The following is a 17,744-nucleotide window of genomic DNA, read 5'->3' as shown; positions in this document are numbered from 1 at the left end:
TCTCGTCTCCATACATTTTGTCGCATTGTATGCATACAATCATGATACTAGTATGTATCACGGACCTCAAGGCCGGATGAGAGTGCCCTTTGATGAGGTCGGTTGGAGTGACCATCATGCACGATCACGCGCACTATCCCCCGCTTGTGCCATGGCAAGTCGGAATTCGCGGCCGTTGCCCCCGCTGCGGAGAAGGCAGGCTGTTCAACGGGTTTCTGACGCTTGCGCCAAAATGCGAGGTTTGCGGTCTCGACTACTCTTTTGCAGATCCGGCCGACGGACCTGCCTTCTTCGTGATCTGCTTCGCCTGCGTGCCTTCCGTGCTGTTCGCCGTCTGGGCGCAAGTGACCTTTGAACCCTCCATGTGGTTCCATGTCTTCGTATCGTTGCCCGTAGTCCTTGCGACCTGCATTCCGCCGCTGAGGCCGCTCAAGGGTTGGCTCGTGGCAAGTCAGTTTTACCACAAGGCGGAAGAGGGTAGGCTGGCCAAGCCCGGCGAATAGCGCCTGACCCGCGCGCTACAAATCGATCCGGAATAACAAGCTCTCGGCGCCGCCATACACGGCGTCCTTGGTGAACGGCCCAACCAACCGGCCGCCATTGGCCAGCACCACCTTCTGCGAGGCCGGATTGTCGAGGTCGGTGGTGAGCTCTACATAGGCGAGGCCGACCGCCCTCGCCTCGGGAAGCATCAGCCGCAGCGCCTCGGTGGCATAGCCGCGTCCTCGCTTCCAGGGCACCACGGCATAGCCGATATGGCCGAGCACATGCGACGGCAGCGCAGCCGTACCGGGCTGCCAGCGAAAGCCGATCGAGCCGGCGGCCTCGCCGTCCCAGATCCAGCGCCGGAACCCGGGCAGCCGCGGCACCGTCGTGCCGTCGGGCAAGACGATTGGCGGCCCCTTGCCCTCGGGATCGTCGAGGCTTGCGAGGAACGCCATCGGATCCTCTTCGATCGCCACAAGCTGCTCGCGCGTTGCCTCTTCGAGCCGCACATTATCCGGCGACCAGCCGCGCTCGAGCGCGGCCTTGTAGGATGGCAGGTGTTCGAGCGCGGGTTTGACGATTTCGATCATGACGACAGACGGCTTGGAGTCCGGCCCGCAAGCCGGACGTAGCGAGAGACAATACCTACTGCAGGAGGCCTTTGACGATGCCGCTCGCCTTGCCGAAATCCATCTGGCCGGCATATTTCTGCTTCAGCGCGGCGATCACCTTGCCCATGTCCTTCTGGCTCGCCGCACTCGTGGCTGCGATCGCCTCGCGGGCCGCCGTCGTCACTGCGGCGTCGTCCAGTTGCGTCGGCAGGAAGCCGCGGATGATCTCCATCTCGCCGCGCTCCTGCGCGGCCAGTTCCGGCCGCTTGCCGTCTTCGAACGCCTTGGCCGATTCCTCGCGCTGCTTCACCATCTTGGCCAGTATCTGCAGGATCTCCTCGTCGCTGGCGGGCTCCTTGCCCGAGCCGCGATTGGCTATGTCGCGGTCGTGGATGGCGGCCTGAATGAGCCGCAATGTCGGCAGCCGATGCTTGTCCTGCGCCTTCATCGCGCTCTTCAGGGATTCGGCGATTTTTGCGCGCATGATGCTTTCTCCTTCGAACGGCGCGGACAATAACCATGGCGAACTCGTAAAGCAAACGCGCCAAGCCTCTGATATCGTTCGACGAAACAAATGCCCGCCGATTTGGCCCGGCATCATTGACCGCTCTGGCGCCTTCCCCTATGTACTCAGCCTTGCATAAGACAATGAATTGATGCGCGCAGGCTCGAGAGATCGGCCGCGCCGTTTGCTGCGCAGAACCGTCGAAACGCGCAACCTGACAGGAGCGCCGCCATGGCCGAGATGACGCCCGCGTTGACCCCCGCCTGGGCAACCGAAAAGCCGACCGCCCTTTTGGTGCTGGCCGACGGCACCGTCATCGAGGGTCGCGGTCTCGGCGCCGCCGGCTCCGCCGTTGCCGAAGTCTGCTTCAACACCGCGCTCACCGGCTACCAGGAAATCCTCACCGACCCGTCCTATGCCGGCCAGATCGTCACCTTCACCTTCCCGCATATCGGCAATATCGGCACCAATGACGAAGACATCGAGGACTTGAACCCGGTCGCCCGCGCCGGCGCCGTCGGCGCCGTGTTCAAGGCCGATGTCACCAACCCGTCCAACTACCGTGCGGCCGGCCATCTTGACCAGTGGTTGAAGAAGCGCGGCATCGTCGCGCTGTCCGGCATCGACACCCGCGCGCTGACCGCGCTGATCCGCGAGAAGGGCATGCCCAACGCCGTCATCGCCCATGCACCCAACGGCGTCTTCGACGTCGACCACCTCAAGCGCCGCGCCGCCGCCTGGTCGGGCCTCATCGGGCTCGACCTCGCCAAGGAGGTCACCTCCGGCCAGTCCTCGGTCTGGCGCGAAACGACCTGGGTGTGGAACGAAGGTTTTGGCGAACAGGCCGAACCGTCCATGCACGTCGTCGCCATCGACTACGGCGTCAAGCGCAACATATTGCGCCTGCTTTCCGGCCTCGGCGCCAAGGTTACCGTGGTTCCGGCGAGCACCGGTTCGGAAGAGATCCTGGCCATGCAGCCCGACGGCATCTTCCTCTCCAACGGTCCCGGCGATCCGGAAGCAACCGGCGACTACGCCGTGCCGGTGATCCAGGATCTGCTCAAGACCGACATTCCGGTGTTCGGCATCTGCCTCGGCCACCAGATGCTGGCGCTGGCGCTGGGCGGTAAGACCGCCAAGATGCACCAGGGCCACCACGGCGCCAACCATCCGGTCAAGGATCATACCACCGGCAAGGTCGAGATCGTCTCGATGAACCACGGCTTTGCCGTCGATGCCGACTCGCTGCCGGAAGGCGTCGAGGAAACCCATGTCTCGCTGTTCGACGGCTCGAATTGCGGCATCGCGTTGACGGGACGCCCGGTGTTCTCGGTCCAGCATCATCCCGAGGCTTCGCCAGGCCCACAGGACTCACACTACCTGTTCCGCCGCTTCGTCAATTTGATCCGCGAAAAGCGTGGCGAGGAATTGCTAGCCGAGCGGGCCTGAGCCTCTACGCCACCGGCCGGCCTTCGCTTGCCTCCAGAATGGCGAACCATTGCTGGCGGTCGAGATTGATCTCCACCATGGCTGACAGCCGCTCCGGCTTCATCGTTCCGGAGGCGCGCAGCGCCGTCGAGCAGGCGCCAGGCGCCGAAGACCATGCGCCACAGCGATACTCCCGTCCCTGGTCAGCGCAATGCGGCTGACGTGCCTCATACCTGTGCTCCATCTTCCGCAACACCGGTGGTGACATTTGCCCGGGCCGCCGGCCTCGCCACCTTTGTGACAAAGACGATGACTGCAAGCGTGAGGAAGCATGCGCCAACCAGATAAGGCGCGCCGCCAAAGGTCACCGGCGCATTCGGCCCGGTGAACCAGGAAAAGATTGCGGTGTAGAGCAGCGGCGTGACGATCGAGGTGATCGAGAAGATCGAGGTCATCGCGCCCTGCAATTCGCCCTGCGCCGAGGGCGGCACCTTGGCGGCGGCGAGGCTCCTCAGCGGCGGATCGGCCAGTGCTTCCAGGCAGCCGACGACGATCACCGCATAGATCATCCAGCCTTGCGAGGCGAAGGCGTAGCCGAAGGCGCTGGCGGCCGTGAATGTGAGACCAATGACCGCCGTCTTCCATTCGCCAAGTTTTGGGATCACGCGCGGCAGCACTGTCGCCATGACGATCGCGCCGCACAGGCCGAAGGCGCCGAGCGAGAAGCCGATCTGCTGCTCGCTCCAGCCATAGCGATAACTGGAGACGAACGACCACACCGCCGGATACATCATATGGCCGAGCGTCATCAGGAAGAAGGTGAGCCCGATCCAGCCGATGCCCTGGTATTGACGCATCTGCATGAGCGTGCCGACCGGGTTGGCGCGCTTCCATTCGAAGCGGCGGCGGTGCTTCTGCTCCAGCGTTTCCGGCAGGAAGAACAGCGCAATCAAAAAATTCACGAAGGCAAGCCCGGCGGCGAAATAGAACGGGACGCGCGGCCCGAACGTGCCGAGCAGCCCGCCCAGCACCGGACCGATGACGAATCCGACGCCGAAGGCGATGCCGAGCAGGCCGAAATTCTTCGCCCGGTTCTCGTCGTTCGAAATGTCGGCAATGAAGGCCGATGTCGTGGAATAGCTGGCGCCCGAAATACCAGCCAGCACGCGGCCGATGAACAGCATCGGATAGGACCAGGCGATGGCGCAGATCAGATTGTCGATGGAGAAGGTAAGCACCGAGGCAAGCAGGATCGGCCGCCGCCCGAAGCGGTCGCTCAAGCCGCCCATGATCGGCGCGAAGAAGAACTGCATCGCCGCATAGACGAAGAACAGCCAGCCGCCCTCGATCGCCGCTTCGCTGATGCCGACGCCGCTCAACTCCCTCAAGAAAGCCGGCAACACCGGCATGATCATGCCGAAACCGATAATATCGAGCAGCAGCGTGGTGAAGACGAGCGCAAGGCCCCGCCTGGCGGTTTTGGGGTCGATCATGATGGTGCCTGCTCCCTGGGCCGCCTTTGGGCGAAGGCGGGCGCCCCTTATAGGCGAGGCGTCATTCCGGAACAATAAGGGAACGCGCAGGAATCGTTGATCCTGACATTCCCTGACGGCAAGTTGGCGGTTGGTTTACGCTGGGAACTGCGGGCCTGAGACAGTCTCGTCAGATTGGACCCGTCAGCGTGTTGCAATCCGACAGCTTGCCGCTCTTGTAGCCACGCGCCAACCAGGTCTGCCGCTGCTGCGAGGTGCCATGGTTGAAGCTTTCCGGCACGACATAGCCCTGCATCTTCTTCTGCAGCGTGTCGTCGCCGATCTGCTTGGCGGCGTTCAGCGCCTCTTCGATGTCGCCCTGTTCCAGAATGCCTTTCTGCCCGGTGAAGTGTGCCCACACGCCGGCGAAGCAGTCTGCCTGCAACTCGATCCGCACCGACATCTGGTTGGCTTCCGCCTCGCCCATGGACTGACGCATCTGGTTGAACTTGGGCAGGATGCCGGTGAGGTTCTGCACATGGTGACCGACCTCATGGGCGATCACATAGGCCTGAGCGAAATCGCCCGAGGCGCCGAACTGCTGGTCGAGCTGCTGGAAGAAGGTGGTGTCGAGGTAGACCTTATGGTCGCCGGGACAATAGAAGGGGCCGGCTGCCGTCGAGGCGGAGCCGCAGGCCGAGCGGATCTGGCCGCTGAACAGCACCAGCTTCGGGTCCTCGTACTTCAAGCCCTGTGACTGGAAGATGCCGGTCCAGGTCTCTTCGGTCTCGGCCAGCACCGTCGCCACGAACTGCTTCATCTCGTCGGAAGCAGGCGTGCCGGCACCCTCGTCCTGGCCGCCGCTGTTGTCGGTGATCTGGCCGCCGCCCCCCGGCAGCACACCGCCGCTGTCGCCGCTGCCCAGGATCTGCGACGGATCGAAGCCGAAATACCATCCGGCCAGCACCACAAGGATGACGAGCAGGATGCTGCCGCCGCCACCGGTGCGGCCGCCGATCGGGACGCGGAACTGGCCAGGGCTGCCGCCGCCGAAACCACCGCCGCCGCTGTCGCTGCGCTCGTCCTCGACATTGTCACTCTGACGGCGGCCCTTCCAGAGCATGGCAACTCCCCGTGATGCAAAATTCCCGACAGACCCGGCCGATGGTATGGCCCTGTCCGACCCAACAAACGAATATCCCAATGGTTGCACCAAGTCACAGTATTTTTCGCGCCGCCGGCATCGCGGCTTCGCGCTCTGGTCGAGGCGGCCTGCGCGCTGTAGCATCCGGTTCGAATGGGGGTATCAGGGGCTTGCGGACGATCGGCCGATTTCTGTTGCTGGCGGCGCTGCTGTGCCTCGGCCCGTGGCCGGCGTGCGCCGTGACGCTCGATTCCAGCGTCGCCGTCACCGACCCCGACACATTGCAGGCGCTCGAGCGTGATGGTCTTTCCATCAGCCGCCGCTCGGCCCGGCGCTGGGTCTCACGCGTGAGGTCGACAATCGCGGCCTGTTTTCGGTGCGTGCGCTGACCCCGGTGCGCAACGCCGTCAAGCAGGAGATCGCCGACGAGCCCGCCGGCAGTCCCGACCCCTATGTCGCCGCTATGGCGAAGACGAAGGACCCCAGCCAGAAATTCAACCCCAACTACATCGATGACGATGGCTCGACGCTGGACCTGACTGGCGTCGTCAACCGCATGGACCGCGGCAATCTCGGCCACACCGAATGCGGCGAGATCAGGCTGATCTACCGTTTCCATTATTCGGTGGCGAAGAAGCCGGCGAAAGGGAAGACGGCACAACGCATTTCGTCGCGCCTGCCGCTGACCATGAGCCTGGTCTTCAACGCCAAGCCCGGCGAGGTTCGCGCCCGCGCTTCGAGAGACCGTCCAAGCGTCACCGCCGTGTCGTGTGCCGATGTCGCCAAGCGCTGGCTGGTCGCGGGGCAAAAAGACCTTCCACCCGATCAGCTGGCGGCCTGGCTGCGCTCCGATGAAGGTCCGCTGTCCACGCCATGCTGAATTCATCGCAGATCATGCGGCTCGAACTCAACATGCAGGTTCTCCGGCTGTCGGCCTCGAGCCGGCGCGATTTCGGCGGCCACGCCGAATATCTCCTCAAGATTTTCAAATGGGACCCGGCGACTTCCACCTTCCACGAATCGAAGATGGAGAACCAGATCGACAGGAAGATCGTGCTGGCCAACCGGCCGGGTTTCGCCAAATGGCTGCTGACCGATCGCAACATCTACGATCTCGATCGCGGCCGGCTGGTTATCGACGACAAATTCCTGGCGACCAGCGCCGTCTCGGTCGCGCCCGGCGGCATGAGCCGGTCGCAAAACAACATCGCCTATGGGCTGCTCGACGATGCCGATATCGACAAGGCGCTGCAGGACTATGTCGCCAGAGGCAACGCACTGCACAGCGTGAAATTGGTGGCCGGCTTAATCTTCGCCTCAATGAGATGACCTGCACCGGCTGCCATCAGACGCACGGCATTGCCGGCTTTCATTACACCGGCGCCGATCCGGCCAGCGAGCCGCGCCGCAACGCTGTCTTCGTACCGGGCTCGGCTGTGTTCTTCGCCGACCTGCCGCGCCGGCGCGCCATCGTCGAGGACTTCGCCGCCGGCAGCCATCCGGATTTCTCCCGCGGCTTCGCCGCCCGTCCCGATGCCAAATATGCCGAGGCGCTGAAAGGCACCGACCTCTACAATGGCTGGGGCTCGATCTGCTACAGCGGCGAGGACGCAAGCTTCAAGGACTGGAGCTGTGGTGAAGGCCTGCACTGCGCTAGCGTCCATGAAAGCGCCATCCATCCGGGCTTCGGCACCTGCGTCAGCAAAGGCGGCACCCAGATCGGAGATCCCGGCGAGTTCGGCGAGATCAAGATGTCAAAATGGGCCAGCGACCAGTATTGCCGCCTTTCGCCGGCCACCACAAAGGCCTGTGCCATCGATCCGGCGCGCGACAAGAAACCGCCGATAAAACTCGCCGGTTATGGCGCGGCGCGCCAGCGCTACGACAATCCCGAACAGAAGACCGGCGGCTTTCCCGGCGGCATGCTGCGCAAGGCAAGCTGCGACAAGCTTCCCGACGAGGCAAGTTGCGGGCGGCTGGCCAAGACCGGCTTCAACGACTGCATTGCGTCGGGCAAGGACCACAAATTCTGCACCAAGGAATTTGCCAAGACTGCCGCCCTGCGCGCCTGCGACAAGGCGCATCCCTGCCGCGAGGACTATATCTGCACCGCCGGCTACGACGATCTGGCCGAGGCCAAGCCCGGCAAGGGCCCTGCATCCCGCCCTATTTCATCTTCCAGTTCCGCGTCGACGGCCATCCGCGCAGCTGGGTGCAGGATGTGAGCGAAGAATAAGCCGCGCGTTGGCGCATGCGAGCGAGAACTCAGATCTTCTGCTTGGCGCCCGCGCTTTTGCCATCCGAGCTTTTGGAGCGTTCCTCGAAACGCGCGGCGCCCTTCTTCAGCGGCCGGCCGGTCTCGGCCTCGGTCTTGCGCTCGTCCTTTGCAGCTGCCTGCTTCAATCCCCTGGCGGCCTGCTTGCCTTTCGCGGTCGGTGCCTGTTCGACGCCCATGGTTTTCCTCCCTTGGCGCGCAACAATCGCGCGCGACGTCAGGAGCAACGAGCCTGAGGTGCAGAGGTTCCCGTGGACTTTGGTTCGAGGCTGGCAAGGCTCAGCGCGGCGCGATCATCGCCTTGCGGAAAGCTTCCAGCGTCTCGGCGCTGACATGATGCTCGATGCCTTCGGCATCGATCCGCGCCGTCTCGGCGCTGACGCCTAGCGAGCGCAAAAAAGCCTCCACCGTCTGGTGGCGGATGCGGCTTTCCTCCGCCACCTTGCGGCCGGCATCGGTCAGGAACACGCCGCGATACGGTTTTCTGGAGACCAGCCCGTCGGCGCACAGCCTGGTCAGCATCTTGGCCACCGTCGGCTGGGCGACGCCGAGCCGTGCTGCAATATCGACCTGGCGCGCCTCATTGCCGTCCTCGATTAGGTCGGCGATCAGCTCGACATAGTCCTCGACCAGCGCGCTGCGGCGCGCTTCGCGCGTATGCCGGAAGCCTTCGGAATGGACATCGGCGTCCGGAAGCGGCTCCTCGCGTCGAACCGGTTTATGCTTCAGCGCCAATACGTGTTCCCTCTTGGCTTTCGACAAATCAATCGCCCTTTGCCATTCATAGCACGGGCTTAACTGTTCCAGCCGTTTATTTGCATTCCATGGCAGGCGCAACCGGCGTTTGCGATCACCCCCTGCGCATCCATCGCCTGCCTCAACAAGAAGCACATACAATGAAATATAGCCTATTGCATAATGTTGAGCCCTGGCATAGATAGGATGACATCAACCAATCCATCCAGTGGAAAGCCGTACATGTCCGAAGCCGACGCAACCGTGGGATCAGCCTGGCGATTTGACAGGCCGGAGGACAATCCGCCGAGCCTGCGCGAGGTCAATTCCACGATCGCGGTGCCGCAGACCGGCGTCTGGTTCCGCCGCCTGTTCGCCTTCATGGGACCGGGCTACATGGTTTCGGTCGGCTATATGGATCCGGGCAACTGGGCGACCGACCTCGCAGGCGGCGCCCAGTTCGGCTACACGCTTTTGTTCATCATCATGCTGTCCAACCTGATGGCGATCCTGCTGCAGGCGCTCGCCGCCCGGCTTGGCATCGCCACCGGCCGTGACCTCGCCCAGGCCTGCCGCGCCTACTATCCCCGCCCGGTCAGTTTCGTGCTGTGGATCGCCTGCGAGCTCGCCATCATCGCCTGCGACCTCGCCGAAGTCATCGGCACGGCCATTGCGCTGCAGCTTCTGTTCGGCATTCCGCTGATCGGCGGCGCCATGCTGACGGCGCTCGACGCCTTCATAGTGCTTTTGTTGATGAACAAGGGTTTCCGCTATCTCGAAGCCTTCGTCATCGCGCTTTTGATCATCATCTTCGGCTGCTTCGCCATCCAGATCTTCGCCGCCGCCCCGCCGGTCGGCTCGATCCTGCATTCGATGTTCGTGCCGTCGACGGAGATCGTCACCAACCCGGCGATGCTCTACATCGCCATCGGCATCATTGGCGCTACGGTCATGCCGCACAATCTCTATCTGCACTCCTCGATCGTGCAGACACGCGCTTATGAGCGGACCGAAAAGGGCAAGCGCGACGCCATCAAATGGGCGACGACCGACTCGACCATCGCGCTCGTCCTGGCGCTGTTCGTCAACGCTTCGATCCTGATCGTCTCGGCTGTCGCCTTCCACGGCACCGGCCATCAGGACGTCGCCGAAATCGGCCAAGCCTTCGAACTCCTGTCGCCGCTGCTTGGCCTCGGCATCGCCTCGATCCTGTTTGCGGTGGCGCTGCTGGCCTCGGGCCTCAACTCGACGGTTACGGCAACGCTTGCCGGTCAGATCGTCATGGAAGGCTTCCTGCGCCTGCGCATCCCGCAATGGGCGCGCCGGCTGCTGACGCGCGGCATCGCCATCGTTCCAGTGGTGGTCGTCACCGCGTTCTATGGCGAAAAGGGCACCGGCCAGTTGCTTGTCTTCAGCCAGGTGATCCTGTCGATGCAGCTTCCCTTCGCGGTCATCCCGCTGGTGCAGTTTGTCTCCGACAAGAAGAAGATGGGCAACCTTGCCATTCCGCGCGGCGTGGCGGCCCTCGCGTGGGTGGTCGCCGCGATCATCCTGGTGCTCAATTTCAAGCTGCTCTACGACACCGTCTTCGGCGTCGGCTGAGTTTCTTCTCGAGTAGTTCGCCGTTTCGCGGAAGCGGCGACCTGCTCTATCTCTTTGTTTTAACGCAATTCCCAAGGGAAAGCGCTACGCGCTTTTCCCGGTAAAACCGTTTCACACTTTTCCTGGAATTGCTCCAGACCGCGACAAACTGGCGGCTTGCGCTATCTTGTTCGCCATCATGACAAGTGTCGAAGACGCCAGGAAATTCTATGCGCAGTTGATGGCGGCCAGTGCCGGCTCGGCCGATCCGCGTCTCGAACAGGCTTTCGCCACGGTGCCGCGCGAGGCCTTTCTCGGCCCCGGACCGTGGACGGTGGTTGCTGGCAGGGCGCTGATCACCGGCAACGGCAAGATCATGACGCCGAGCGCCGATCCGGTTCACATCTATCAGGACGTGCTGGTGGCGCTCGATGCCGACAAGGGCATCAACAATGGCGAGCCCTCCCTGCACGCCATGTGGATCGGCCGGATCGCCCCCAGACCGGGTGAGGCCGTCACCCATGTCGGCGCCGGCACCGGCTACTACACCGCCTTGCTGGCACGGCTGGTTTCGCCTGGCGCGGTCACCGCCTTCGAACTGGAGGCCGACCTTGCCGCCAAAGCGACAAAGAACCTCGAAACCTATGACAATGTCAGCGTCATTCACGGTGATGCCGTCACGAGCGATCTGCCGCCTTCCGACATCATCTATGTCAACGCTGGCGTCATCGCCCCGCCGGTCGCCTGGCTGCGAGCGCTAAAGCCCGGCGGCCGCATGATCTTTCCCTGGCGCCCGTCCCAGAGCGTCGGCCTTGCCGTGACGGTGACCCGCACCGACAAGGGCTTTGCCTGCGACCCGTTCATGCGCTCATGGTTCATCCCTTGCGTCGGCGCCTCGGTCGCCAACTCGGCGGCGAAAATCCCCGACCTCCAGCAAGCGGCGCGAAGCCGCTCCATCTGGCTGACATCAGACAGGGCCCCGGACCGCACCGCCACCGCTGTCATCGGCGACGTCTGGTTTTCGTCGCAGGCGCTTGGCGGCAGGCGACAGCGGCAATAGGTATCCTTTTTTGCCGTTACCTGTCGGAAGGCCGCCTGCCGGTCCGTCCTTGGATCGAAGTCCGGCCCGACGGCGCGGACCAAAGAGAAGGAAAAATCCAATGAGGAAGATCATCGCCGCCGCCTTCGTCAGCCTAGACGGCGTCATGCAAGCGCCAGGCGGTCCGGAAGAGGATCCGGTCGGCGGCTTCAAGTTCGGCGGCTGGACCTTCCATTACTTTGACGAGGTGGCGGGCGTGGCAATGGAGGAACTGTTCTCCAAACCCTTCGCTTTGCTGCTCGGCCGGAGAACCTACGACATTTTCGCGGCGTATTGGCCTTACCAGAAAGATCCGATCGGAGATGCCTTCAACCCTGCGACCAAATATGTGGCGACACATCGACCGGACAGCCTGACCTGGGAGAACACGCAATGGCTTGGGGAAGATATCGTCGCGGCGTTGCGCCGCCTCAAGCAGGAAGATGGGCCTGATCTGCTCATCCAGGGTTCGGGCGAGCTGATCCAGACTTTGCTGGCCAACGGGCTGATCGATGAAATCCGGCTGATGATCTTCCCGTTATTGCTGGGCAAGGGAAAGCGGCTGTTCGGCGACGATGCGATGCCGGCCGCCTTCAAGCTTGTCAAGTCGCAGGCGACAACCACCGGCGTCATCATGGCAACCTACGAACGATCAGATGAGATCAAGGTCGGGTCGTTTGCCACGCAGGAGCCGTCCGACGCCGAGCTCGAGCGGCGCAAAACCTGGAAGTAGCTGGGCCTATTTCCTCTCCCCCACGTCGTGAGGGAGAGGAGGTTCAAGCCGCCACAGCTCGCCGTGCCAGCCCATCCCTGATATACCGCGCAAACTCCTGCGCGGCCGGCGCTGCGCCGTACTTGGGCAGGTGCAAATTGATCGAGAAATTCGGCAGCGGCGGCAGCCCTGAATCGGAAGGCAGAATGTCGAGATCGGCCGGCACGGTGGAGGCGAGCCATGTGGTGACTGCGAGGTCGGAGCGCACCGTCGCGGTCGTGGCGTCGATGTTACCGTTTTCGAACACGGTGCGCCATTCCAGCCCGTGTTCGTTCAGCGCCGACAGCACCACCGGGCGGAAGGCGCAGGTGTCGGCGACGATCGACACCGGCAGCGGCCGCTTGGCGCGGGCGACGCCGCCCTTGGCTCCGACCCAGACCAGCCGGTCGATGACCAGGCACTCGCCCGCCGACGGACCCACCCGTTCCTCGATGACGGCAAGATCGATGGTGCCGGCCGCAAGGGCAGCGGCAAGGTCCGGCGAGGCAGCGCAGAGCAGCGAAATCTCGACCCGCGGATAGGTCTCCGCATAGGCCTTCAGCACCGGCGCCAGCAAGGTGCCGACGAGATCGTAGGGCACGCCGAGCCGCACCTGGCCGGCCACGTCCGTGCCCGCCATCTCGGCCCAGATTTCGTCATTGAGGCCAAGCAGCCGCTTTGCCTTGCCGAACAGCCGCTCGCCGGGCCGTGTCAGCCGCAAGCCGCGCCGGTCGCGCTCGAACAGGCAGCAGCCGAGTGCCTCCTCCAGCCGCTTCACCTGCTGGCTGACGGCGCCTTGCGTCAAATGCAGCGCGTTTGCCGCCGCCGTCATGCTGGCCTTGTCGGCGACGGTGACGAAGGTGCGGATCAGCGCGGTGTCGAGATTACGGATCATGACTAGCATTATATCTGCTAATGCCAGGCATCGCAAACATTGCATTTACTGAAGCAGGCGGCGGTCTACCATGGGGCCTTCGATGAAGGACGCCTCATGCTCCAGCCCATCCTGCCGCTTATCCTGTTTGCCTTCGTGGCCACCGCCACGCCAGGCATCGCGACCACCTTGTCCACCGCTTCGGGAGCGCAGTTCGGCTTTCGCCGTTCTGTGCCGCTGATGGCCGGCAGCGCTGCCGGCCTTGCCACGGTGACTGGTGCCGCCGCCGCCGGGCTCGCCGGCCTGCTGCTCGCCATGCCGTCGCTGCAGCTGGCGATGAAGATCATCGGCTCGCTCTATCTCGTCTGGCTGGCAATCAAGATCGGCCGAGCCGGGCCGCCCAATCTCGATGTGACGATGGCCAAGCCCAACAGCTTCTTCGGCGGCGCCGGCATTCAGTGGATGAACCCGAAGGGCTGGGCGATGGGACTGGGTGCCGCCGCCTCGTTCGCGGCGCTGGCCGACGGACCGGGACAACTGGCTTTGCTGCTCGGCTCGACCTTCGGCCTCACCGCCGCCATTTCGTTGTCGATCTGGTGCGTTGCGGGCATGGTGCTGGCACGGCTGCTCAAGACCGAATGGCAATGGCGCGCGCTCAACATCGTGCTGGCGCTGGTGCTGGCGGCGTCAATCATTCCGATGTGGCGGACTGCTTAATCTGTAAAGCTTGCGCCAGTACCCCCACCCGGAGCTTCGGTCCGACCTCCCCCAAGGGGGAGGTAGGGAGCGCGCCTGCTACCCTCCCCCTTGTGGGGGTCCGAAGGACGGGCGAGACCCGTGGCTCGCCTCGGCAAGTCGCGAACGAAGTGAGCGTGGGTGGGGGTTCGCGAAAGCGAACCAGCCTCCTCAAGCCGCGTAGCGCGCCGCCGGCTTGTCGGCGTGCAGGCTGCCGTAGAAGGCTTGCCGGGCGCCGAGGAAGGTGTCGAGCTTGGCCGCATCGGCAAGCGCCGGCACGGTGACGGCTTCACCCCTGGCGAGACCCACAAGTGCCGCATCGACCATATCGTCGGCGCTCATGATGATTTCCTTCGGCAGGTTGTCGATATCGCTGCCGGCAAGCTCCCAGAAATCGGTGCGGGTCGCGCCCGGCAGCACCGCCTGGACCTTCACATTGGTGCCGGCGACCTCGCGGTGCAGCCCTTCGGTGAAGTTGACGACATAGGCCTTGGTGCCGCTGTAGATGCCGCCGAACGAGGTCTCATAGGCGAGCACCGAAGCGATGTTGACGATGGCGCCGCGGTTGCGCGCCAAAAGCCCCGGCAGCACGGCGCGGGTCAGGCGGGTCAAGGCAATGACATTGACCTTGATCATGCGCTCGGCCTCGTCGGCGTCGGCGGTCGCCACGACCTGCTGGCCGCCAATGCCGGCATTGTTGACCAGCAGCGTCACGCTGTCGTCGGCGGCGATCGCCTGCTCGACGCGGCGCACATCATTGTCGTCGGCGAGATCTGCGGCAATCACGCTGACCTTGCGTTTGTAGGCATAACGCAGCTTTTCAGCCAGTTCCTCGAGCCGGTCGGCGCGCCTCGCCACCAGCACCAGATCGTAGCCCTGCCCGGCCAGCCTGTCGGCGTAGACCGCTCCGATGCCGGCCGACGCGCCGGTGATGACTGCGGTGCCCTTATTGTCCTGTCCACTCATTGTCCTGTTCCTTTTTAGCTGCCCGGCGAGATGGGATGTCCCCCGCTCGCCGCCTGATTTCCAATTAGTGGCATATACCACTATCTGGGAAGTAGGTATATGCCACCATCTTGTCAACGGAGGCGGCAGAAACTATTTCTGCGGCAGGCCGACAGACGCTTTTCGCCGGTGAGGAGTCGTGATGACCAAGACTGCGATGCCGGGATTTAGCCCTTGCAACAATGCCACGCTGCGGCGCGCCGCGCGCAAGCTCAGCCGCTTCTATGACGATGTGATCGCGCCTTCTGGCCTGAAGGGCACGCAATACGGCCTGCTCTACCAGATCTATGTCGGCAGCGAGCCGGCGATGGGCACCATAGCCGAAGAGATGGTCATGGATCTGTCGGCGCTCGGCCACACGCTGAAGCCGCTGATCCGCGACGGCTATATCGAGACCTTCGCCGACAAGGACGATCGCCGCATCAAGCGGGTGCGGCTGACAACCCAAGGCCTCGCCAAGCTCGAAGAGGCGACGAAACTGTGGAGCACTGCCCAGCAGCGCTTCGAGGACATGGTCGGCAGGCAACGGGCGGCCGATCTGCGCACCATGCTGGATGAAGTCGCGGAGCTGGATTACGAAGTACCACCGCCCGCCCCTTCAAGCTGAAGAAGCGGCCGGCGATCATATCTGGAAACGGCATTACTCCGCCGGCATGGCGACTGGTCGTGCCGCCCAGCGGCCGGCCACCACGACGCCGAGCCCGATAACCGGGAACACCGCCGCCACCACGCCGAGATCGGCCGGCACGCCGTAGCGCAGCACGGCACCGCCGACCACCGCGCCCAGCGCCACGCCGAGATAGAGCGCCGAGGCATTGAGCGACAGCACGATCGGAGCGGCGTCGGGCGCCAGCTTGATGATGCGGCTGGCTTGCGCCGGCGGGAACGCCCAGCCGACGATGCCCCACGGCACCATCATGGCCATCAATGCCGGCCCTGCGAGATGCTGCGGCAGGAAGGCGGGGATAACCGAGAGCATGACCAGCATGGCCGCGCTCAGCGCCAGCGACCAGCCGACGGTGCGCGTCGCGCCGAAACGGTCGGCCGCCTGGCCACCGGCAATGTTGCCGATGACGGCGCCGACGCCAAAGGCGAGCAGCATGCCGGGCAACGCAATCGGGCTGAGGCCCCCGCTTTCGATGGCCAGCGGTGCGACATAGGCAAAGACGGTGAAGGCACCGATCAGCGCCAGAGTCGTCGTCAACAGGATTGGCATGACGCCGGGGCGCACTGCTGCCGAAAGCCGTGCCCGTAGCGGCAGTCTGGTGCCGATGATGCCACGCGGCAGCCGATACCACAGGATGGCGCCGACCAGCGCGCCAAGCCCGGCAATGGCAAAGAAGGTGCCGCGCCAGCCGGCAAAGGCGGCGACCAGCGCGCCGAGCGGTGCGCCGAGCGCAACCGCCACGGTGGTGCCGCCGACGACCACGGCGATGGCGCGCGCCCGGTGATGGTCATCGACCAGCGCCACCGCCGTGCCTTGCGCGGTTGCGGCAAACAGGCCCGAGGACAGCGCCATGATGATGCGGGCAATGAGCAGCAGTTCGAAGGACGAGCTCAGTGCTGCCACCAGATTGCCGATGACGAAGAACGTCAGCGTCCACAGGATGACGCGGCGCCGGTCCCATTCACCGGTCAGCGTCGCCAGGATCGGCGTGCCGATCGCATAGGCGAGCGCAAAAGCGGTGATCAGCGTGCCGGCGAGCGGGATGGAAATGCCGGCGTCGGTGGCGATGTCGGGCAAAAGGCTGGAAATGACGAAGCCTTCGGTCGAGATCGTGAACGATCCGAGCGCAAGCCAGAAGAGGCGCTTGTCCATTGGGGGTGTCCTTAGTTCAAAGCTTATTGAACAATTGGACATAACAGGGCATGATGTCAATGAAGATGACCAAAAATAGCTGAACCCTGCTGACAGCCCTGTGTCAGGACAGCCGGCGGGCCTGATCGCGAAACGGAGAAACACTGTGCATGCGCGGGACAAGATGGACGCGTTGAAATCGCCACCGACTGTGCTTAGTTTCGGGCCATGACCTTGCCGCACCCCAATACAGACCAGATCAGCTTGCCGATCGTGCTCGGCGTGCTTGGCGACCCGACCAGGCTAGCCATTGTGCGCTATCTCGCCAGCAAGGAGGGCGTGGCGTTGAACTGCAGCCAGTTCCTCGACCTCGGCTCCAAGACCAATCTCAGCTATCACCTCGCCAAACTGCGCGAGGCCGGCGTCACCCGCGCCGAAGTGGTCGGCACCAACCGCATGATCACGCTGCGCCGCGCCGATCTCGACGCCCGCTTCCCCGGCCTGCTCGACAGCGTCATTGCGGCGGCTGGTGACGACCCTGCCCTTCCGGCGGTCGGAGGCCACGACATCGAACTGCCGGTTTGAGGCTGCAGGTTCGCAAGTAAGGTTTCTGTCGCTCCTAGCGCTGCCAAAAACCGATATGCGGGGCGAGAAGTTCCTCATCCATCTCGGGGAATGGGCCGTGGACCTCGACCGGCTTCTGCCCGGAGGCGAGGACTGTGCGCGACGAGAGGTTCATCGTCGGATTCTCGGCGTGATCGCCAGTCAGTGCGAGAAGCTTGGTCTCCTCGTACCCGGAGACCAGCCGGCCGATATTGGCCCAGTAGAGCGTTCCGGTGCACATCGCACAGGGCTCGCCGGTTGTGACCAGCGTGCAGGACCAGAGGAATTCCGGCGGATAGGCGTCCGCCGCACGCCGGGAGAGTTCGGTTTCGGCGTGGCGCACGGTGTTGATGTTGCCTTGCCGCATCAGGATGCGATCGTCGGGGCCGACGAGCACACAGCCGAAAGGATGATGCCCGTGCGCGGCAGTCTCGCGCGCGACGTCATTGGCGGCGCGGAGGTGGGCAACCATCTGGTCGCGGGTCATCGCCTGGTCCCTCCAAGGCTGTCTTGAGCAGATCTCCCCCCAGATGAACTCTGGAATGGCGTGGACGGTAGCAGATGGAGTGCTTCCGCAAAAGCCACGGGTGGGGCTACCGGCTGTCCCGAACGATCTCAAGGGCTTGATACCCAAGGCACGAGCTTGATAACGAAGACGGGCCG

General features: G+C 63.8%; 23 protein-coding genes. 12 read left to right on the top strand and 11 right to left on the bottom strand.

Annotated features, from left to right (window positions below):
* Positions 1-116: 116 nt before the first annotated feature.
* The gene (locus AC1D1L_RS04815; RefSeq protein ID WP_477339758.1) at positions 117-503 is read left to right on the top strand and encodes a DUF983 domain-containing protein; all 387 of its coding nucleotides are present in this window, start codon (positions 117-119) and stop codon (positions 501-503) included.
* A gap of 15 nt (positions 504-518) precedes the next feature.
* On the opposite strand, the gene AC1D1L_RS04810 is transcribed toward AC1D1L_RS04815, so the two are convergent.
* Both AC1D1L_RS04810 and AC1D1L_RS04805 read right to left on the bottom strand, forming a co-directional pair.
* Entirely contained in the window at positions 519-1,076 is a 558-nt protein-coding gene (locus AC1D1L_RS04810; RefSeq protein ID WP_477339232.1) for a GNAT family N-acetyltransferase, read from the bottom strand.
* Positions 1,077-1,131: 55 nt separating this feature from the next.
* Positions 1,132-1,581, bottom strand: coding sequence for a GatB/YqeY domain-containing protein (locus tag AC1D1L_RS04805; protein ID WP_477339230.1), 450 nt, complete (start codon positions 1,579-1,581; stop codon positions 1,132-1,134).
* A gap of 252 nt (positions 1,582-1,833) precedes the next feature.
* On the opposite strand from AC1D1L_RS04805, the gene carA reads away from it, so the two are divergent.
* Positions 1,834-3,051 (top strand): glutamine-hydrolyzing carbamoyl-phosphate synthase small subunit, encoded by a 1,218-nt coding sequence (carA, locus tag AC1D1L_RS04800; protein WP_477339228.1) that lies wholly within the window; start codon positions 1,834-1,836, stop codon positions 3,049-3,051.
* Between the two features lie 4 nt (positions 3,052-3,055).
* Here carA and AC1D1L_RS04795 read toward each other — a convergent pair whose 3' ends face one another.
* The 3 genes from AC1D1L_RS04795 to ypfJ form a co-directional block, all read right to left on the bottom strand.
* Positions 3,056-3,274 carry a hypothetical protein gene (locus AC1D1L_RS04795; RefSeq protein WP_477339226.1) on the bottom strand — a complete coding sequence of 73 codons (219 nt, stop codon included), beginning with the start codon at positions 3,272-3,274 and terminating at the stop codon, positions 3,056-3,058.
* Positions 3,258-4,523, bottom strand: a complete 1,266-nt coding sequence (locus tag AC1D1L_RS04790; RefSeq protein WP_477339224.1) for a TCR/Tet family MFS transporter — start codon at positions 4,521-4,523, stop codon at positions 3,258-3,260. Before AC1D1L_RS04790 ends, AC1D1L_RS04795 begins: the two co-directional genes overlap by 17 nt.
* A gap of 169 nt (positions 4,524-4,692) precedes the next feature.
* Complete coding sequence (gene ypfJ, locus AC1D1L_RS04785) at positions 4,693-5,625, bottom strand: KPN_02809 family neutral zinc metallopeptidase (protein ID WP_142866943.1); 933 nt, start codon at positions 5,623-5,625, stop codon at positions 4,693-4,695.
* Between the two features lie 191 nt (positions 5,626-5,816).
* On the opposite strand from ypfJ, the gene AC1D1L_RS04780 reads away from it, so the two are divergent.
* From AC1D1L_RS04780 to AC1D1L_RS04765, 4 genes are read left to right on the top strand one after another with little or no spacing between them, the layout of a single operon-like run.
* Positions 5,817-6,035: a hypothetical protein gene (locus AC1D1L_RS04780; RefSeq protein WP_477339222.1), complete on the top strand. Its 219-nt coding sequence runs from the start codon at positions 5,817-5,819 to the stop codon at positions 6,033-6,035.
* The gene (locus AC1D1L_RS04775) at positions 6,023-6,526 is read left to right on the top strand and encodes a hypothetical protein (protein ID WP_477339220.1); all 504 of its coding nucleotides are present in this window, start codon (positions 6,023-6,025) and stop codon (positions 6,524-6,526) included. Before AC1D1L_RS04780 ends, AC1D1L_RS04775 begins: the two co-directional genes overlap by 13 nt.
* Positions 6,520-6,975 (top strand): hypothetical protein, encoded by a 456-nt coding sequence (locus AC1D1L_RS04770; RefSeq protein WP_477339218.1) that lies wholly within the window; start codon positions 6,520-6,522, stop codon positions 6,973-6,975. Before AC1D1L_RS04775 ends, AC1D1L_RS04770 begins: the two co-directional genes overlap by 7 nt.
* Complete coding sequence (locus AC1D1L_RS04765; RefSeq protein WP_477339216.1) at positions 6,972-7,871, top strand: hypothetical protein; 900 nt, start codon at positions 6,972-6,974, stop codon at positions 7,869-7,871. Before AC1D1L_RS04770 ends, AC1D1L_RS04765 begins: the two co-directional genes overlap by 4 nt.
* A gap of 40 nt (positions 7,872-7,911) precedes the next feature.
* Here AC1D1L_RS04765 and AC1D1L_RS04760 read toward each other — a convergent pair whose 3' ends face one another.
* Entirely contained in the window at positions 7,912-8,100 is a 189-nt protein-coding gene (locus AC1D1L_RS04760; protein ID WP_192260049.1) for a hypothetical protein, read from the bottom strand.
* 100 nt (positions 8,101-8,200) lie between these two features.
* The gene (gene mntR, locus AC1D1L_RS04755) at positions 8,201-8,656 is read right to left on the bottom strand and encodes a manganese-binding transcriptional regulator MntR (protein ID WP_181058845.1); all 456 of its coding nucleotides are present in this window, start codon (positions 8,654-8,656) and stop codon (positions 8,201-8,203) included.
* A 243-nt stretch (positions 8,657-8,899) separates the two neighbouring features.
* Here mntR and AC1D1L_RS04750 point away from each other — a divergent pair, with 243 nt between their 5' ends.
* The 3 genes from AC1D1L_RS04750 (at position 8,900) to AC1D1L_RS04740 (ending at position 12,048) form a co-directional block, all read left to right on the top strand.
* Positions 8,900-10,258, top strand: a complete 1,359-nt coding sequence (locus AC1D1L_RS04750) for an Nramp family divalent metal transporter (protein WP_477339214.1) — start codon at positions 8,900-8,902, stop codon at positions 10,256-10,258.
* Between the two features lie 178 nt (positions 10,259-10,436).
* Entirely contained in the window at positions 10,437-11,297 is an 861-nt protein-coding gene (locus AC1D1L_RS04745; protein WP_477339212.1) for a protein-L-isoaspartate O-methyltransferase family protein, read from the top strand.
* Between the two features lie 100 nt (positions 11,298-11,397).
* On the top strand, positions 11,398-12,048 hold the full coding sequence (locus AC1D1L_RS04740) for a dihydrofolate reductase family protein (protein WP_477339210.1): 651 nt from the start codon (positions 11,398-11,400) through the stop codon (positions 12,046-12,048).
* Between the two features lie 43 nt (positions 12,049-12,091).
* Here the strand turns inward: AC1D1L_RS04740 and AC1D1L_RS04735 are convergent, their stop codons facing one another.
* Positions 12,092-12,970, bottom strand: a complete 879-nt coding sequence (locus AC1D1L_RS04735; protein ID WP_477339208.1) for a LysR family transcriptional regulator — start codon at positions 12,968-12,970, stop codon at positions 12,092-12,094.
* An 87-nt stretch (positions 12,971-13,057) separates the two neighbouring features.
* On the opposite strand from AC1D1L_RS04735, the gene AC1D1L_RS04730 reads away from it, so the two are divergent.
* A complete protein-coding gene (locus AC1D1L_RS04730) occupies positions 13,058-13,657 on the top strand; it encodes a LysE family translocator (RefSeq protein ID WP_477339206.1) in 600 nt (199 codons plus the stop codon).
* 189 nt (positions 13,658-13,846) lie between these two features.
* Here the strand turns inward: AC1D1L_RS04730 and AC1D1L_RS04725 are convergent, their stop codons facing one another.
* The gene (locus AC1D1L_RS04725) at positions 13,847-14,641 is read right to left on the bottom strand and encodes an SDR family NAD(P)-dependent oxidoreductase (RefSeq protein ID WP_477339204.1); all 795 of its coding nucleotides are present in this window, start codon (positions 14,639-14,641) and stop codon (positions 13,847-13,849) included.
* A gap of 181 nt (positions 14,642-14,822) precedes the next feature.
* On the opposite strand from AC1D1L_RS04725, the gene AC1D1L_RS04720 reads away from it, so the two are divergent.
* Positions 14,823-15,287, top strand: a complete 465-nt coding sequence (locus AC1D1L_RS04720; protein WP_477339202.1) for a MarR family winged helix-turn-helix transcriptional regulator — start codon at positions 14,823-14,825, stop codon at positions 15,285-15,287.
* A 33-nt stretch (positions 15,288-15,320) separates the two neighbouring features.
* Here AC1D1L_RS04720 and AC1D1L_RS04715 read toward each other — a convergent pair whose 3' ends face one another.
* Positions 15,321-16,499 (bottom strand): MFS transporter, encoded by a 1,179-nt coding sequence (locus AC1D1L_RS04715; RefSeq protein ID WP_477339200.1) that lies wholly within the window; start codon positions 16,497-16,499, stop codon positions 15,321-15,323.
* Between the two features lie 207 nt (positions 16,500-16,706).
* Here AC1D1L_RS04715 and AC1D1L_RS04710 point away from each other — a divergent pair, with 207 nt between their 5' ends.
* On the top strand, positions 16,707-17,063 hold the full coding sequence (locus tag AC1D1L_RS04710; protein ID WP_352589730.1) for an ArsR/SmtB family transcription factor: 357 nt from the start codon (positions 16,707-16,709) through the stop codon (positions 17,061-17,063).
* A gap of 34 nt (positions 17,064-17,097) precedes the next feature.
* Here the strand turns inward: AC1D1L_RS04710 and AC1D1L_RS04705 are convergent, their stop codons facing one another.
* A complete protein-coding gene (locus AC1D1L_RS04705) occupies positions 17,098-17,568 on the bottom strand; it encodes a nucleoside deaminase (RefSeq protein WP_477339197.1) in 471 nt (156 codons plus the stop codon).
* Positions 17,569-17,744 lie beyond the last annotated feature (176 nt).

Source organism: Mesorhizobium sp. P2_D6, assembly GCF_056404315.1.
Note: the sequence above shows the minus strand (reverse complement) of the source record. Positions and strands in the feature narration are given on the sequence as shown.

Excerpts from the sequence above, each read along its gene's own strand:
- AC1D1L_RS04815 (WP_477339758.1), top strand. The coding sequence starts at position 117 with ATGCACGATCACGCGCACTATCCCCCGCTTGTGCCATGGCAAGTCGGA.
- AC1D1L_RS04810 (WP_477339232.1), bottom strand. The coding sequence starts at position 1,076 with ATGATCGAAATCGTCAAACCCGCGCTCGAACACCTGCCATCCTACAAG.
- AC1D1L_RS04805 (WP_477339230.1), bottom strand. The coding sequence starts at position 1,581 with ATGCGCGCAAAAATCGCCGAATCCCTGAAGAGCGCGATGAAGGCGCAG.
- carA (WP_477339228.1), top strand. The coding sequence starts at position 1,834 with ATGGCCGAGATGACGCCCGCGTTGACCCCCGCCTGGGCAACCGAAAAG.
- AC1D1L_RS04795 (WP_477339226.1), bottom strand. The coding sequence starts at position 3,274 with ATGGAGCACAGGTATGAGGCACGTCAGCCGCATTGCGCTGACCAGGGA.
- AC1D1L_RS04790 (WP_477339224.1), bottom strand. The coding sequence starts at position 4,523 with ATGATCGACCCCAAAACCGCCAGGCGGGGCCTTGCGCTCGTCTTCACC.
- ypfJ (WP_142866943.1), bottom strand. The coding sequence starts at position 5,625 with ATGCTCTGGAAGGGCCGCCGTCAGAGTGACAATGTCGAGGACGAGCGC.
- AC1D1L_RS04770 (WP_477339218.1), top strand. The coding sequence starts at position 6,520 with ATGCTGAATTCATCGCAGATCATGCGGCTCGAACTCAACATGCAGGTT.
- AC1D1L_RS04765 (WP_477339216.1), top strand. The coding sequence starts at position 6,972 with ATGACCTGCACCGGCTGCCATCAGACGCACGGCATTGCCGGCTTTCAT.
- AC1D1L_RS04760 (WP_192260049.1), bottom strand. The coding sequence starts at position 8,100 with ATGGGCGTCGAACAGGCACCGACCGCGAAAGGCAAGCAGGCCGCCAGG.
- AC1D1L_RS04750 (WP_477339214.1), top strand. The coding sequence starts at position 8,900 with ATGTCCGAAGCCGACGCAACCGTGGGATCAGCCTGGCGATTTGACAGG.
- AC1D1L_RS04745 (WP_477339212.1), top strand. The coding sequence starts at position 10,437 with ATGACAAGTGTCGAAGACGCCAGGAAATTCTATGCGCAGTTGATGGCG.
- AC1D1L_RS04740 (WP_477339210.1), top strand. The coding sequence starts at position 11,398 with ATGAGGAAGATCATCGCCGCCGCCTTCGTCAGCCTAGACGGCGTCATG.
- AC1D1L_RS04735 (WP_477339208.1), bottom strand. The coding sequence starts at position 12,970 with ATGCTAGTCATGATCCGTAATCTCGACACCGCGCTGATCCGCACCTTC.
- AC1D1L_RS04730 (WP_477339206.1), top strand. The coding sequence starts at position 13,058 with ATGCTCCAGCCCATCCTGCCGCTTATCCTGTTTGCCTTCGTGGCCACC.
- AC1D1L_RS04725 (WP_477339204.1), bottom strand. The coding sequence starts at position 14,641 with ATGAGTGGACAGGACAATAAGGGCACCGCAGTCATCACCGGCGCGTCG.
- AC1D1L_RS04720 (WP_477339202.1), top strand. The coding sequence starts at position 14,823 with ATGACCAAGACTGCGATGCCGGGATTTAGCCCTTGCAACAATGCCACG.
- AC1D1L_RS04715 (WP_477339200.1), bottom strand. The coding sequence starts at position 16,499 with ATGGACAAGCGCCTCTTCTGGCTTGCGCTCGGATCGTTCACGATCTCG.
- AC1D1L_RS04710 (WP_352589730.1), top strand. The coding sequence starts at position 16,707 with ATGACCTTGCCGCACCCCAATACAGACCAGATCAGCTTGCCGATCGTG.
- AC1D1L_RS04705 (WP_477339197.1), bottom strand. The coding sequence starts at position 17,568 with ATGACCCGCGACCAGATGGTTGCCCACCTCCGCGCCGCCAATGACGTC.